This is a genomic window from Actinomyces gerencseriae DSM 6844, from assembly GCF_000429265.1.
Lineage (GTDB): Bacteria > Actinomycetota > Actinomycetes > Actinomycetales > Actinomycetaceae > Actinomyces > Actinomyces gerencseriae.
This window is the reverse complement of sequence record NZ_AUBN01000009.1, coordinates 1-13,920: the sequence shown is the minus strand read 5'-3', so window position 1 is coordinate 13,920 and position 13,920 is coordinate 1. Positions and strand designations below refer to the sequence as shown.

At 64.5% G+C, this 13,920-nt stretch carries 12 protein-coding genes and 1 rRNA gene; 2 read left to right on the top strand and 11 right to left on the bottom strand.

The window, feature by feature from the left end; genetic code table 11:
- Positions 1-91 precede the first annotated feature (91 nt).
- From G448_RS0103120 to G448_RS0103080, 9 genes are all read right to left on the bottom strand, one after another.
- Positions 92-1,183 carry a polysaccharide pyruvyl transferase family protein gene (locus G448_RS0103120; RefSeq protein WP_026406803.1) on the bottom strand — a complete coding sequence of 364 codons (1,092 nt, stop codon included), beginning with the start codon at positions 1,181-1,183 and terminating at the stop codon, positions 92-94.
- 299 nt (positions 1,184-1,482) lie between these two features.
- Positions 1,483-2,604 carry an LCP family protein gene (locus tag G448_RS0103115; protein ID WP_026406802.1) on the bottom strand — a complete coding sequence of 374 codons (1,122 nt, stop codon included), beginning with the start codon at positions 2,602-2,604 and terminating at the stop codon, positions 1,483-1,485.
- Positions 2,605-2,737: 133 nt separating this feature from the next.
- Positions 2,738-3,907 (bottom strand): branched-chain amino acid aminotransferase, encoded by a 1,170-nt coding sequence (locus G448_RS0103110; protein ID WP_026406801.1) that lies wholly within the window; start codon positions 3,905-3,907, stop codon positions 2,738-2,740.
- A 161-nt stretch (positions 3,908-4,068) separates the two neighbouring features.
- Complete coding sequence (locus G448_RS0103105; protein WP_026406800.1) at positions 4,069-5,145, bottom strand: 3-isopropylmalate dehydrogenase; 1,077 nt, start codon at positions 5,143-5,145, stop codon at positions 4,069-4,071.
- Between the two features lie 124 nt (positions 5,146-5,269).
- Entirely contained in the window at positions 5,270-5,497 is a 228-nt protein-coding gene (locus G448_RS0103100; protein ID WP_026406799.1) for a hypothetical protein, read from the bottom strand.
- A gap of 214 nt (positions 5,498-5,711) precedes the next feature.
- A complete protein-coding gene (locus G448_RS19150) occupies positions 5,712-6,026 on the bottom strand; it encodes an AAA family ATPase (RefSeq protein ID WP_156910903.1) in 315 nt (104 codons plus the stop codon).
- 159 nt (positions 6,027-6,185) lie between these two features.
- Complete coding sequence (gene ilvC, locus G448_RS0103090) at positions 6,186-7,217, bottom strand: ketol-acid reductoisomerase (RefSeq protein ID WP_026406797.1); 1,032 nt, start codon at positions 7,215-7,217, stop codon at positions 6,186-6,188.
- A gap of 9 nt (positions 7,218-7,226) precedes the next feature.
- On the bottom strand, positions 7,227-7,739 hold the full coding sequence (gene ilvN / locus G448_RS0103085; protein WP_026406796.1) for an acetolactate synthase small subunit: 513 nt from the start codon (positions 7,737-7,739) through the stop codon (positions 7,227-7,229).
- Positions 7,740-7,744: 5 nt separating this feature from the next.
- The gene (locus G448_RS0103080) at positions 7,745-9,538 is read right to left on the bottom strand and encodes an acetolactate synthase large subunit (RefSeq protein ID WP_026406795.1); all 1,794 of its coding nucleotides are present in this window, start codon (positions 9,536-9,538) and stop codon (positions 7,745-7,747) included.
- 275 nt (positions 9,539-9,813) lie between these two features.
- Between G448_RS0103080 and G448_RS0103075 the strand changes: the two genes are divergently transcribed.
- Together G448_RS0103075 and G448_RS0103070 are read left to right on the top strand one after the other, a co-directional pair.
- Positions 9,814-11,427, top strand: a complete 1,614-nt coding sequence (locus tag G448_RS0103075) for an aspartate:alanine exchanger family transporter (RefSeq protein ID WP_026406794.1) — start codon at positions 9,814-9,816, stop codon at positions 11,425-11,427.
- 4 nt (positions 11,428-11,431) lie between these two features.
- On the top strand, positions 11,432-12,064 hold the full coding sequence (locus G448_RS0103070) for a macro domain-containing protein (RefSeq protein WP_026406793.1): 633 nt from the start codon (positions 11,432-11,434) through the stop codon (positions 12,062-12,064).
- 79 nt (positions 12,065-12,143) lie between these two features.
- On the opposite strand, the gene G448_RS0103065 is transcribed toward G448_RS0103070, so the two are convergent.
- Both G448_RS0103065 and rrf read right to left on the bottom strand, forming a co-directional pair.
- Complete coding sequence (locus G448_RS0103065) at positions 12,144-13,451, bottom strand: threonine/serine exporter family protein (RefSeq protein ID WP_211227953.1); 1,308 nt, start codon at positions 13,449-13,451, stop codon at positions 12,144-12,146.
- A 180-nt stretch (positions 13,452-13,631) separates the two neighbouring features.
- Positions 13,632-13,748, bottom strand: a 5S ribosomal RNA gene (gene rrf, locus G448_RS0103060).
- Positions 13,749-13,920 lie beyond the last annotated feature (172 nt).

Sequence of the window (13,920 nt, the reverse complement as noted above, 5' to 3'; positions counted from 1 at the left end):
CCCACGCGGTGCCCCAGCGCCCCGAGGACGGGGCCCGTCTCCGCCGACGGCGCATGCGGAGAAGGCGAAGCGGGCCGATAGGACGTTTCGCTCACTGGCGCGAGACCTGTGAGTGCAGATATTCCGAGGCACGCTGGCGCTCGTGATCGAGGCGCTGACGATCAAAAGAGAGACTTCCCCATTGAAGAGCGATATCATCAATCTGACCGACCGATTTTATAAGATTCCCATCGGTTCCCAGAAGGTTAAGAAGCGATAGGATACGACCACCGTACCGGGAAGGAGGCACGGCGGCGAACTGCGTCTCGAATATGTGGGAGAAAGCAATGCCGTGGAAAGAGTCCGTCATCACGAACTCGGCGTTCTTGAGCAGGCTGAGGAAGTCTTCCACAGGAGGCGTCACATAACTCCTGACGCTGGGCATGCGCATAGTCGGCCAGTAATCGATCCTCACCATGGGCAATCCGGTTCTTCTTGCCATGCGAGTTGCTGCGTCCACGAGCAGAGGATTACGATTGAGTTGATAGACCGCGATGTATGGCCTGTCCACGATGGGTGCGGATGCGATCCTATTCCAGTAATCATCGGGAAGAGCCAGGGTCGGATCCACGTGCTGTTCGGCCTGGAGACCGAGCGACGTAAGATATTCATACGCCCGCGCCTCCCTCACCGACAATCCGCTGAAGAGCGAGAGGGCTTCCTTCGCACGCCCCTCCTCGCTTTTCGGGAATGCAACCATCCCGATGGACGAGGAGAAGGAGAAACGACGGGCGCCGTCGGGAAGGAAGGACAAGTAGAACGGGCGGTTATCACGATTGTAATCGATATTCCACACTTGATCGGAACCCACACAATAGGCCTCGTATTCCTGAAACGGAATTCGATCGAGATCCTCGAAGCAACCATAGTGCTCGGAGGTCAAGTGCACCCTTCTCGCAATAAAGTCGCGAAACACCAGTGATCGTCTCCGGGCATCACGCCCCCGCACCGCGGCGTATATCCGCGGAGCCAACGGAATGCGAGAATATCGGCTTCCCGAAAGGTAGCTCGCAGCGTCATCCCCTATCCCCTGGCGTCGAAAATCGATCACCGTGCACTGCGCACCGGCATTCTCGATCAGCCTCTGGGTGGCGAATGCCTGCAGTACCGACCCATAGTTCCTGACGTTGTGCAGGGTGAGCATAGCCACGTTCGGACTTTTTCTCGTCCCAACCGCGCGCCTCCGGTCGCTTTCAGCCATTTCTCGTCCCTCGCAGAGTCTTGTAGTCATGGGATGGGCACAGTCGCACGCCTGATTCTTGATGATATCCAGAGTATAGGTCGGACATGGGAGCGGCGATCGGAGGCGGGGCCCGGGGCGTTGCAGGGGTATAACAATTGACCGCGCCGTCGAATACTCCTGGACGCTTATACAAAAAATAGACACCCGGCAACCGATGATCGGAGCCTCGGCGCCGCAAGGAAAATGGTCATCGATCTCGTTCAGTTCACTGTGGCCGGAAGCAGCTTGACGGCCTCAGGATTAGCACCCAGATACTCCTCGACGGTGTCGCCGGCGAAAGCCTCGAAGAGCGCCGCATCCGCATCCGGATCGAGGTTGACAATTGATTGCCCATCATTGGACATGCCGGTCCCCGCAGTCGGCGCGGTCATAAAGCTGATGTCCTTGGAACGCAGGCTCCGCATCTCCAGGGCCAGGCTCTGCATGTCATCAATCGTGAATCCCTCATCCACCGCCATGGTGCCTGTGACCGCGTGCAGGAAGGAGTACAGCTTCGACGGACTCGACAGGGTGCTGTTGCTCAGAGCCTGCGCCACGATGGCCCGCATCCACGCCTGCTGCCGATTGACCCTGTCGAAGTCCCCGTTCGGCAGCGTCTTGCGCTCCCGCGTATAAGCAAGAGCCTGCTCACCGTCGAGCAACTGGGCCCCGGCATTGAACTCAGTTCCCGCGAGAGTCTGCGGAGTCTTCAGATTGATCGTCACACCGCCGATCTCATCGGTCAGATTCTTGAATGATTCGAAATCCGCGATGACGAAGTGATCAATGTGGATACCGGTGAGCTGCTCAACGGTCTGAATCGTCAAAGAAGGCCCGCCATAAGCGTAGGCAGCATTGATCTTGGCCTGCCCATGGCCGGGGACATCCACCCAGGAGTCACGCGGAATGGACATCACCGACACCCTCTTCCGGTCTCCGCTGACCTGCACGATCATGATCGCATCGGTGCGCTGGGCGCCGATTTCCCACTGAGAGGGGTCGCCCGCGCTGATACGCGAGTCCGATCCGAGCACGAGGAAGTTCGTAGCAGGCTTCTGCCCCTTCTGAACCGCCTGCTGCGGCGCACGTGTGGCTAGCCCCGCGAAGGGATCGGCGAAGGTCTCCACGTTGTTGCCCAGTGCATGCCTGACCCAAAGGCCGGCGGCGGCGGTCCCCACGACGAGAACCAGGACCACTCCCAGTACGGAGAACAGAACGAGTCTCCAGCCGCGACCGAACCGACGGGGGACGGTGGCACCGTCGGTGACCGGTACGGGAGGATCGGCGGGCTCCAGAGGCGTGGCGGCCGATGGGGAGGGATGACGCGGGGTGGTGTCAGTCATGGCCCTATGCAATCACCTGTTCGCGGCGCCCAGGAACCAGCCTCGCACGCCGAATCGCATCAATCAGGTTACGTGTTGGTCACTGCCGCCCCGTAGCTCTCCGTCGGAGGAGCTCCCGTCCGACTCGTAGAAGTCACGCGAGTCGGTACATCCAATTGTGCGGATCCTCATAGGTGCCGTACTGGATGCCGGTGAGGCGGTCGTGGACCTGACTGGTGACCTCGCTGCCGTCGATCGTCACGTCGAACCCCTCGCCCTTGAGACGCCCCAATGGCACAACGACGGCTGCTGTCCCGCAGGCGAAGACTTCACGCACCTTCCCGGAGCGGATGTCGCTCAACAGTCCCTCAAGACTGACGGTATCCTCCACGACCCGCCGACCGGCGTCGGTGAGCAGACGGATGATCGCTGAACGGGTGCTGCCCTCCAGGATCGTGCCCGTCAGATGAGGAGTGCGCACCGTTCCGTCGTCATCGACGATCATGATGTTCATGCCGCCGAGCTCCTCGAGGTTGCGCTCGGTGACGTCGTCGAGGAAGCAGACCTGATCACAGCCCTTGGCATCCGCCTCCTCCTGGGGCAGGAGCGAGGACGCGTAGTTGCCGCCTGTCTTGGCGAACCCAGTGCCTCCGCGCCCCGCACGGTGGTAGTTCTGAGTGACCCAGATGCTGATGGGCTTCAGACCACCGGTGAAGTAGGCGCCCGAGGGGGAGGCGATGACGTAGTAATCCACGACGTTGGCGGCGTGCACGCCCAGGAAGGCCTCCGAGGCGAAGGCGAAGGGACGCAGATAGAGGGACTCGCCGTCACCCGAGGGGACCCACTGGGCGTCGGCGCGCACGAGGTCCACCAGCGAGGCGACGAAATCCTCCTCAGGCAGCTCGGGCAGCGCCAGACGACGGGCGGAGACGTTGAACCGAGCCGCGTTATAACGCGGCCGGAACGTCCATATGCTGCCGTCGGCGTGACGGTAGGCCTTGATCCCCTCGAAGACCTCCTGACCGTAGTGCAGAACAGCAGCGGCCGGAGACAGGGCGATCTCCCCGTATGCCATGACCTCGTGGTTGGTCCACCCCACGCCCCGCGTCCAGCGGGCGTGCGCCATGTGATCGGTGAAAACGCTGCCGAAATGGAGATCGGCCAGGATCCGCGCACGCTCGGCCTCGTCAACGGCATCGGCTCCGGGAGTCAGAGGGAAGCGACCGGCGAGGGCATCGGCTCCGGGAACGGCAACGGCGGCGGAGCGCGCCAGGGGCGTCTCGAGGGAGCTGGGCGTGGGAGCATCGGCCGAGTTCTCAGACATGCCGGTCAGCGTACCGCCGCACTCACCACCCCAATCGGTTCTTCTCGCATGCTGACCGGTTCCGAATCGTCGTCTCATCGAGAACCGACGGTCGAGCCCAGCACGCCAGCACAGCAACCTCCTGAGAGCCCGCCGGCGGCCAGTCCCGCCTCAGGGCCGGATCATGCCCGGAGCTCCGCGACAATCGCATCGCCGATCTCGCTCGTGGAGCGGACGAGGGGCCTGCCGGCGGCGTTGGCAACCGCCCGCGCGGCCATATCGGCGTCAACTGCGATGCGCACGCGCGCCGCGGGTCCGGGCTGCCCGATGTGCTCGAGCAGCATGGCGACGGCGCTGATCGTGGCGGTCGGATCGGCCTCGCCCCGTCCCGCGATGTCGGGGGCGGATCCGTGGACGGGTTCGAACATGGACGGGAAGGCTCGGTCGGGGTTGATATTCCCCGAGGCGGACAGACCGATACCGCCGGTGACGGCGCCTGCCTCGTCGGTGAGAATGTCGCCGAAGAGGTTGTCGGTGACAATGACGTCGAAGCGGCCGGGGTCGGCGACCAGGTGGATGGTGGCGGCATCCACATGGCAGTAATCGACCGCCACCTGAGGGTACTCGGTACCGACATCCTCGACGGTGCGGAGCCACAGGTGACCCGCATTGACCAGCACGTTGTGCTTGTGGACCAGGGTCAGGTGCTTGGCCGGACGCGCCTGCGCCTGCTGGAAGGCATAGCGCACGACTCGCTCCACCCCGTAGGCGGTGTTGACGCTCACCTCCGTGGCGATCTCGTGAGCAGTTCCCACACGGACCGCTCCCCCGTTGCCGCAGTACAGCCCCTCGGTGCCCTCGCGGACGACTACGAAGTCAATATCGCCGGGGTTCGCCAGCGGAGTGGGCACACCCGGGTAGTACGTGGAGGGGCGCAGATTCACGTAATGGTCCAGGGCGAAGCGCAGGCGCAGCAGCAGCCCGCGTTCGAGGACGCCGGAGGGGACAGAGGGATCGCCGACGGCGCCGAGGAGGATGACGTCATGATCCTTGATGGCATCGAGATCCGCGTCTGTGAGCGTCTCGCCGGTGCGGCGCCAGCGTTCGGCTCCAAGGTCGAAGTCGGTGGCGGCGAGCTCGACACCGGTACCATCCAGGACGGCAGCCAGAACTTTGAGTCCCTCGGGAACGACCTCTCTTCCAATGCCGTCCCCGGGGATCACTGCCAGCCTGACGGTCTGCTTCTGCACCTGGATCATGAGCCGACCCTATGCCGTGCACCCCTCATCCGAGACGAGGGTTCCGAATGGCGGGCCGTTGGGCGGAGCGGATCATCGCCCCTGGTTGCGGAGCCGTAGCGCAAACGCTGCGAGCGACTCCTTCTCATCGAGATCGGTCCAGTTCCGCACCGAGATCACCGAGATCGGTGCGGTTCACAGCCGCTTCGCCTGGAAGTCGGACAGAACGGACATCGCCCGGGACGAGGACGACCGCGGCCCGGTGGACCTCGTCATAGGCCGCCTCCCCGTCGCGCTGCTGCCGCTGATGGAGACAAGCGGGCATGCGCGCACCGGTGGTGGAGATCGAACCGACCTCGTCGACGCCGTCCATGGCCCGTATGGCGCTTGGCTCGAAGGACAAGAATCACCACGAGGCCATCTCCGACGCACCTCAACCACGTAGCCGGCGCAGAGCGGCCGCATGGGGTCGAGCAGGGACTCGATTCTCAGAGGCGCAAGGGACTCGCGGACAACACCGAGGTGCGGAGCGACTCCATCCGCATCGTTGGCGGAGATTTCGATCTCATAGCGCAGGAACGCATTATTCAGGCGAATATCGCGGCCCGCGATTCTCGTCGTCGTAGGAACGATGAGCTCCGCCGCCAACCGCAGATCACCCTTGCCGGACAGCACCTCGAGGGAAGCATGGAGCGGACAGTCCCGCGCTGACCGTCACCCGCACGGATCTCACTGAAAGCCTCTGAGAACGACGCGCGAGAAAAGGCGGAGAGCAGACGGGTCGCGTCGAAGAGGTTCGATTTCCCCACGCCGTTCGGCCCGGCGATACAGGTGAAGGGTCCGAAATCGACGGCGACGTCCCTCAGGCTCTTGAAGCCCGAGACCTCGAAGCGCGTGAGCATACGCATCCCCCTCATTTCTCGCGCACCGGCGCCTCCAGCCCATCCGGTCGACCGCACGCAGAGTCGAGTGACTTCCGGGCGGGTTCGCGGCCCGCCGAAGCAGACCGCGAACCCGCCCGTCGACGTCTGTCGTCCTTCCCGTGATCGCCGTCGCACGACTCAGCGGGCGACGGAGCCCTCGGTGTAGTCCTCGTCGATATCGGAGCGCCAGGCGAACATGGCACGGACCTCTCGGCCGGTCTTCTCGATCGGGTGGGCCTCGCCCTCGGCCCGGAGCTTCTTGAACTCCGGCGCGCCGGCCGCCTGGTCGTCCATGAAGCGCTTCGCGAAGGATCCGTTCTGGATGTCGGCCAGGACCTCCTTCATGTGCTCCTTGACATCGGGGGTAATGACGCGCGGGCCGGAGACGTAGTCGCCGTACTCGGCGGTGTCGGAGCAGGACCAGCGCTGCTTGGAGATGCCGCCCTCGTTGATGAGGTCGACGATGAGTTTCATCTCATGGCAGACCTCGAAATAGGCCATCTCGGGCTGATAGCCGGCCTCAACCAGCACCTCGTAGCCGTACTGGATGAGCTTGGACAAGCCACCGCACAGAACGTCCTGCTCGCCGAAGAGGTCGGTCTCGGTCTCCTCGCGGAAGGTGGTCCTGATAGCACCGGCGCGGGTGCCGCCGATGGCCTTGGCGTAGGAGAGGACAAGCGGCCAGGCGCTCCCGGAGGCGTCCTGCTCCACGCACACGAGCACGGGCACACCCCGACCGGCCTCGAACTCACGGCGTACGGTGTGCCCGGGCCCCTTGGGCGCGACCATGATGACGTCGATGTCCTTCGACGGCTCGATGTAGCCGAAGTGAACATTGAAGCCATGGGCGAAGAGCAACGCGGCGCCATCCTTGAGGTTCGGCTCGATCTCAGTCCTGTAGAGCTCGGCCTGAACCTGATCGGGAGCCAGCACGGTGACGACGTCGGCCCATGCGACCGCCTCGGCGATGGACTTGACGGGCAGACCCGCCTCCTCGGCCTTGGCCACCGAGGACGAGCCATCGCGCAGGCCGACGACGACCTCCACGCCGGAGTCGCGCAGGTTCAGAGCGTGAGCGTGCCCCTGGGAACCGTAGCCGATGACGGCGACCTTCCTGGACTGGATGACGGACAGGTCGGCATCGTCGTCGTAGAACTTCTCAGCTGCCATGATGGATTCTCATTTCTCCTTGAGTTGATCTGTGATGGATCGCGGCCCGCGCGTAATGGCGACGGCACCGGACTGGACGATCTCCTTGACCCCGTAGGGGCTCAAGGACTCCAGCAGTGCCCTGACCTTCGATTCCGAGCCGACCGTCTCGATGACCACCGAGGTCGGGGACACGTCGACGACGTGAGCTCGGAAGAGATCGACGATCTGCAGCACCGCAGTGCGATTGGAGTCATCGGCGCGCACCTTGATGAGGAAGAGCTCGCGACCAACGGAGACGGCAGGGTCGAGCTCGACGATCTTGAGGACATTGACCAGCTTGTTGAGCTGTTTGGTGACCTGTTCCATGGCCGGCCCCTCGGCATCGGCGATCACCGTGATGCGCGAGACGTCCTCGTGCTCGGTGGGGCCCACGGCCAAGGAGTGGATGTTGAAGCCGCGTCGTGTGAACAGTGCCGAGACGCGTGTGAGTACGCCGGGTTTGTTCTCCACCAGAACGGACAATGTGTGCTTCTCGCTCACGGCGCTCACTCCTCTTCCCACACCGGGCTCATGCCGCGGGCGTGCTGGATCTCGTCGTTGGACACCCCGGCGGCCACCATCGGCCACACCTGAGCGTCCGCGGAGACGATGAAGTCGATGACGACGGGCCGATCATTGATGACATTGGCCCGGGCGATGACGTCATCGAGGTCCTCGAGCCGTTCACAGCGCATGGCGACGGCTCCGTAGGCGTCGGCCATCTTGACGAAGTCGGGAATGCGCCTGGTACCGGCCCCGGTGTGCAGATCGGTGTTGGAGTATCGCTGCCCGTAGAACAACGTCTGCCACTGGCGCACCATGCCGAGCGACGAGTTGTTGATGATAGCCACCTTGATCGGAATATCATTGAGCGTGCAGGTGGCCAGCTCCTGATTGGTCATCTGGAAGCAGCCATCACCATCGATGAGCCAGACCGGGCGATCCGGGGCAGCCTTCTTGGCGCCCATGGCCGCAGGCACCCCGTAGCCCATCGTGCCGGCCCCAGCGCTGGTCAGCCAGGAACGCGGTCGGGAGAAGTGCAGGTAGTGGGCCGCCCACATCTGGTGCTGACCGACCCCGGTGACCCAGATGGTGTCCTCACCGGCGGCCCTGTCCAGGTGAGTGATGACCTCCTGGGGCTGGAGAAGACCGTCGTCAGTATCGGTCCAATCAGTGGGATAGGTGACACGAATGTGTGCGACCTCGGTGAGCCACTGGTCGATCTCGGCGCGCGGCTCCTCGGCGAACTGCGCACGACAAGCCGCGATGAGAGCCGGGACGACGTCGACCAGGTCGCCGACGATCGGCACGTCCGCGGTGCGGATCTTGGAGATCTCGGCGGGGTCGACGTCGATGTGGATGATCGCCGCACGACGTGCGAAGGTGTCGGGCCTGCCCGTGACACGATCATCGAAGCGGGCGCCGAGGCTGACAACGACATCGGCTCGCTGAAGGGCTCCGACGGCGGCCACGGTCCCGTGCATCCCGGGCATTCCCAGGTTGAGAGGGTGATCCGTGGGCATGACGTCGAGCGCCGTGAGCGTCGTTGTGAAGGGGGCTCCGATGAGTTCGATCAACTCCGTGAGCTGCTCGACCGCCACACCCGCCCGGTTCAGACCACCGCCGAGGTAGAGCACGGGTCGCTCAGCAGCACCGATGACCTCGGCGGCCTGAGCCAGGCGGCGCTGGTTCGGTCTGCCCGGAAGCGCGTATCCGCGCAGGTCGAGCCCGGTCGGCCACTGGAACTCGGTCATGCCCTCCTGAGCGTTCTTGGTGACGTCGATGAGGACGGGCCCCGGGCGACCGGTGGAGGCGATGTGGAAGGCCTCGGTGACGCGCGCGGGGATCTCCTCGGGCGTGGTCACGAGGAAGGAATGCTTGACGAAAGGCATCGTCGCACCGACGATATCGGCCTCCTGGAAGGCATCGGTGCCGATCGCCCTGGTGCCGACCTGACCGGTGATCACCACCAGCGGCACGGAGTCCATATGGGCATCGGCGATGGCGGTGACCAGATTGGTGGCGCCCGGCCCGGAGGTGACCACGCAGACACCCGGCTTACCGGTGACCATGGCGTATCCCTGGGCGGCGTGCCCCGCGCCCTGCTCATGACGCACGAGCACGTGACGGATCGTATCGCTGGCGAGCAACGGGTCGTAGAAGGGCAGGATGGCTCCACCGGGCATGCCGAAGATGTCGGTGACGCCGACCCTCTCCAGCACGCGCACGAGCGCCTGGGCGCCCGTCATCAACTGGTGGTCCTGCGGTTGCTGGGCCGAGGGAGCGTTGCCGCGTGCCATCCTCCGCCCTCCTCTCTGTGCGATCCACGCGATCGGGACCGGCCTCACGGCCGACCGCCCCCAACCGTAGAAGGTCTCATGATGCGAGTCGAACGGCCGGAGGGGCGATCTCGCATCGTGGAATCACGAATATGGTGCGCACCTGCCCACAGGATCGCCGATGCCCGGCTATCCGAGGCGGCGCAGACCTATGAGCACGGGAGTTAGACTGGTCCTTCGTACGTCAACTCCCGCTGCGCACCGACGAGCAGCGGCGTCGGAAGGCTCCTTCACCCGTGGTCATCGGTCTGCTTCACCACCTGTCCGAGAACTCCGTTCTCGTCCTGTTCCTGCTTGTCGGGCTGGGTATGCTCGTCGGACATATCAAGGTCAAGAGCGTGAGTCTGGGTGCTGCCGCAGTGCTGTTCGCAGGCATCGCCCTGGCGGCGCTGGGCGTCTCCGAGGGCGTCGCCGTCGAGATCCCCGCGCCCCTGGGCACGCTGGGCCTGGCGGTCTTCACCTTCGCCATCGGCGTCCAGTCCGGCCCCAACTTCTTCCACGTCATCCGCACCGCCCTCGGACCGCTGGCGCTCATGCTCGCGGCCTTCATCATCGCGGCGATCGCGGGCCTCGGCATTGGACGCGCCCTGGGTATGAGCGCCCCCATGATCGCGGGCACCTACGCCGGTGCGATCACCAATACCCCCGCCCTGGCCGCGGCGGGTAATGCGGCCGTCCTCGCGGGCAACCCGAATGGCACCGCAATCGCCACCGTGGGCTACGCGGTCGCCTACCTCTACGGCGTCGTCGGCATGCTCTTCTTCTGCCTGCTGGCCCTGCGCTACCGCCGCAGCGACAAGGACACACCGTCCCCTCTGGTCAACCGCACCATCCGAGTGGAACGCTCCGACGGCCCCATGATCGGCGACATCGCCGAGACGATCTCCGGGGAGCTGAAGTTCTCCCGTCTGCGCCGCGGCGAGCAGGGCCCGATCACGCGTCCGGCCCGGGAGGACAAGCTCTTCAAGGATGACCTGGTCACCGTCGTCGGATCCCAGGACGCCACCAACCAGGTGATCACGGCTCTCGGGCACGGCTCCTCCCACTCCTTGATCGAGGACCGCAGGTACCTCGATTTCCGGCGCATCACGGTCTCGGACCCCAAGCTCGCCGGCCACACGGTCGCCGAGCTGGACATCGACCACAAGTTCGGAGCCACCGTCTCCCGTGTTCGCCGCGGTGACACCGATATGGTGGGCACCCCCGACCTGGTGCTCCAGCAAGGCGACCGGGTCCGCGTGGTCGCACCCACAGGACGCATGGCGGAGATCTCGAACTTCTTCGGCGACTCCTCCCGCGGCCTGTCGTCGATCAACCCGGTCGCGTTGGGCCTGGGCATGGCCGTGGGCATCATCATCGGCGAGTGGAAGTTCCTGACCCCTACCGGGGCGACGTTCTCCATTGGATCGGCAGCGGGCACGCTCATCGTCGGGCTGATCTTCGGCAAGATCGGCCGCATCAGGAACTTCGTGACCGCTATGCCCTTCACCGCCACAGCGGTGCTCAGCGAGTTCGGGCTGCTCATCTTTCTGGCCCAGGCCGGCACGAAGGCCGGCGGCCAGATCACCAATGCCTTCACTGGCGGTGACTGGCAGAAGATCCTCCTCACTGGCTTCATCATCACCACGATCGTGGGTCTGGGCCTGTACATCTCGATGAGATGGGTCGTGAAGATGGGCGGCACGCGTCTGTCCGGCCTCCTGGGCGGGGCGCAGACCCAGCCCGCCGTCCTCGCCTTCGCCAATGAGCGTACCGGCGCCGACCCGCGTGTGGCCCTGGGGTACGCCATGGTCTACCCGGTAGCCATGATCGTGAAGATCTTCATCGCCCAAGTACTCGGCGGCCTGTGACGCTATGACCATTGAAGCAGTCCTCGGTGACATCACGCGCGAGAGCACCGACGCGATCGTCAACGCGGCCAACTCCAGCCTGCTCGGCGGAGGAGGCGTCGACGGCGCCATCCACCGGGCCGCGGGCCCGCGCCTGCTCCGCGCCTGTCAAGAACTGCGGCGGACCGCGTTGCCGAAGGGGCTCCCCGTTGGCGAGGCTGTGGCCACGCGCGCCTTCAACCTGCCCTGTCGGTGGGTCATTCACACGGTCGGGCCGAACCGCCACGCGGGGCAGACTGATCCCGCACTCCTGCGCGCCGCCTTCGTGAACTCGCTGAGGCTCGCGAACGAGCTCGGCTGCACGAGCGTCTCCCTCCCCGCGGTCTCAGCCGGGGTCTACGGCTGGGAGGCGCGCGACGTCGCCCGAATCGGTATTGCCGCTGCACACGCCTTCACCATCTCCAAGGACGAGACCGATCTCAGGACAAGCGACAGGACCTGCGAGCCGACGGACGCGCCATCGCCATCGGACGAGGAAGACGGAGCGACGGTCGAGCCGTCCGCCGGCACGACCGTGGACCTCATCCGCTTCGTCCTGTTCAATCAACGTCTTCTGGATGTCTTCGAGACGGAAATCGATTTCCGTCGGTCAGAATAACTTCTGCACGCAACGCCGTAACACGCCCAGCGCTCACGTCCCGCTCCGACGCCGAGGTTCATGGCCCGCAGTCCCCTTCTCAGCCGCGGCCCCGTTCCATAGCACTTCCGTGTGATTCGGGCAGGATGACATGCTCGGACGTGGCGACGTCATGACGCCAGTTGTGGTCGGTAAGGATTCGTGCGACAGCCAGACCGACTCCGATCGCAGTGATGACGAAGAAAACCTCGGCCAGGTTGCCCGCGGCCTGCCCAACGGCGACGTTCGCCTCAACGGTCTGATTATTGAGCGCGGAGATCGCCCGGTAGAAGGGCACACCCGGGATCATGATGACGACCGCAGGCACGGAGAGGGCGACACGCGACAGGGAGGCGCGCGAGACGAAGAGCTGCGCGAGCAGACCGATGGTCACGGCGGCGAGGCCCACGGCCAACTGCCACGGCACATGAAACTCGTCAATCAGTACAAGGCGTCCCGTATTCGCCAACGCGCCGACGACGGCCGCCAGCAACGAGGCCTTGGCCCCCGCATTGAAGAGCATGGCGAAACCGTAAGCCGCGATGAAGGAGCAGAAGCACCGCAGTGCATGCAACAGGAAACCACTGGGGACGGCGACATCGGTCGCCCCCACCTCCCAGTGGAAGAGGAAGGTCACCGTCCACACGGCTACGCCCGCCGACGCCATAACGACGAGTACGTAAGCGGCACGGGACAAGGCGCTGGAGAAATCCTGACGCGCCAGGTCGAGCATGGAGGTCACCATGGGAAACCCGGGGATGAGGAACAGGATCGCGGAGATGATTCCACCTTGATGATCACCGGTGACGGCACCCGTGACGTGGAGCAGGCTCACGATGCTCATATAGACCCCGGAGGCGACGACGCCGCACACCATCCAGGTGAAGAAGTGCTGATACTGGCGCCCGAGCATCTGTCGCCGCACGAACTGACCGATGAAAGCCGCAGCGAGAACGGACAGGCACTCGACCCACCCTCCTTGGTTGAGGAAGCAGAACCCCGCGCATGCCACGCCGGACGCCGCAGCGTTGGCGAAGCCGCCGTACAGGGCATGCATCCCCTCGATCTCGTCGAGCTTCCGGTTAAGGTGCTCGACCGTCTCATGGGCACGTAGGTCGTGCACGATTCGCCGTAGAGCCTCGAGGCGGTCCACATTGACACCAACGCGGCGCACTTCGCAGGTCTCCGTACGGAAACGTTCGCCAACAAAAGACGAGGTCACGAGTTCCGTCATGGTCACGGTGGCCTCATGACGATCCAACCCGACTGCCGAGGCCGCCCTCGCCATTGACGACTTCACACGATAGGAGCCAGCTCCCGAGGCCAGCATGAGCCTACCGAGGCGAAGCACGACTGCCGATTGCAGCATGAGCCGATCGGCTTCGAGCTCCGGCTCTGGATGATTGGGGTCGTATGGGATATTCACGTAATAATGGTGGCCCATGCAAACGGACGTAGGCACGGTCGGAAGACCTAGGGAGCACGTCTGGTTGTTGTTTGTTTCCCCCGTTTGCCGCCGTTTTTGTGGGTGGTGGGGGGGGTGGTGTGTGCTCGGTGGTGTCCTGCTCTTCCGCGTCCTGGCGGGCGCAGTACCATTGGCGCTGGGGGTCTTAGCTTCCGGGTTCGGGATGGGTCCGGGCGTTGCCTCCCCGCTATGACCACCGAGACGTGTGGTGGGGTGTGTGGTGCGCGTGCTGCTCTGTGGTGTTGTGGGTGGTTGTGGTCCTCCGGCCCCCGCCGCCGCCGTTTGTTCGGGGGTGGGGGTGGGTTGGTGGTGGTCTGCATAGTGGACGCGGGTTCGTGCTCGGTGCGGGTCCCCCCGGTGTGGGGGGGGTGTG

Bases quoted from the DNA above. Each gene is read 5' to 3' on its own strand.
- ilvC (WP_026406797.1), bottom strand. From the start codon at position 7,217: ATGGCAGCTGAGAAGTTCTACGACGACGATGCCGACCTGTCCGTCATC.
- G448_RS0103065 (WP_211227953.1), bottom strand. From the start codon at position 13,451: ATGCTGCAATCGGCAGTCGTGCTTCGCCTCGGTAGGCTCATGCTGGCC.
- G448_RS0103120 (WP_026406803.1), bottom strand. From the start codon at position 1,183: ATGCTCACCCTGCACAACGTCAGGAACTATGGGTCGGTACTGCAGGCA.
- G448_RS0103115 (WP_026406802.1), bottom strand. From the start codon at position 2,604: ATGACTGACACCACCCCGCGTCATCCCTCCCCATCGGCCGCCACGCCT.
- G448_RS0103110 (WP_026406801.1), bottom strand. From the start codon at position 3,907: ATGTCTGAGAACTCGGCCGATGCTCCCACGCCCAGCTCCCTCGAGACG.
- G448_RS19150 (WP_156910903.1), bottom strand. From the start codon at position 6,026: ATGCTCACGCGCTTCGAGGTCTCGGGCTTCAAGAGCCTGAGGGACGTC.
- G448_RS0103080 (WP_026406795.1), bottom strand. From the start codon at position 9,538: ATGGCACGCGGCAACGCTCCCTCGGCCCAGCAACCGCAGGACCACCAG.
- G448_RS0103105 (WP_026406800.1), bottom strand. From the start codon at position 5,145: ATGATCCAGGTGCAGAAGCAGACCGTCAGGCTGGCAGTGATCCCCGGG.
- G448_RS0103100 (WP_026406799.1), bottom strand. From the start codon at position 5,497: ATGGACGGCGTCGACGAGGTCGGTTCGATCTCCACCACCGGTGCGCGC.
- G448_RS0103070 (WP_026406793.1), top strand. From the start codon at position 11,432: ATGACCATTGAAGCAGTCCTCGGTGACATCACGCGCGAGAGCACCGAC.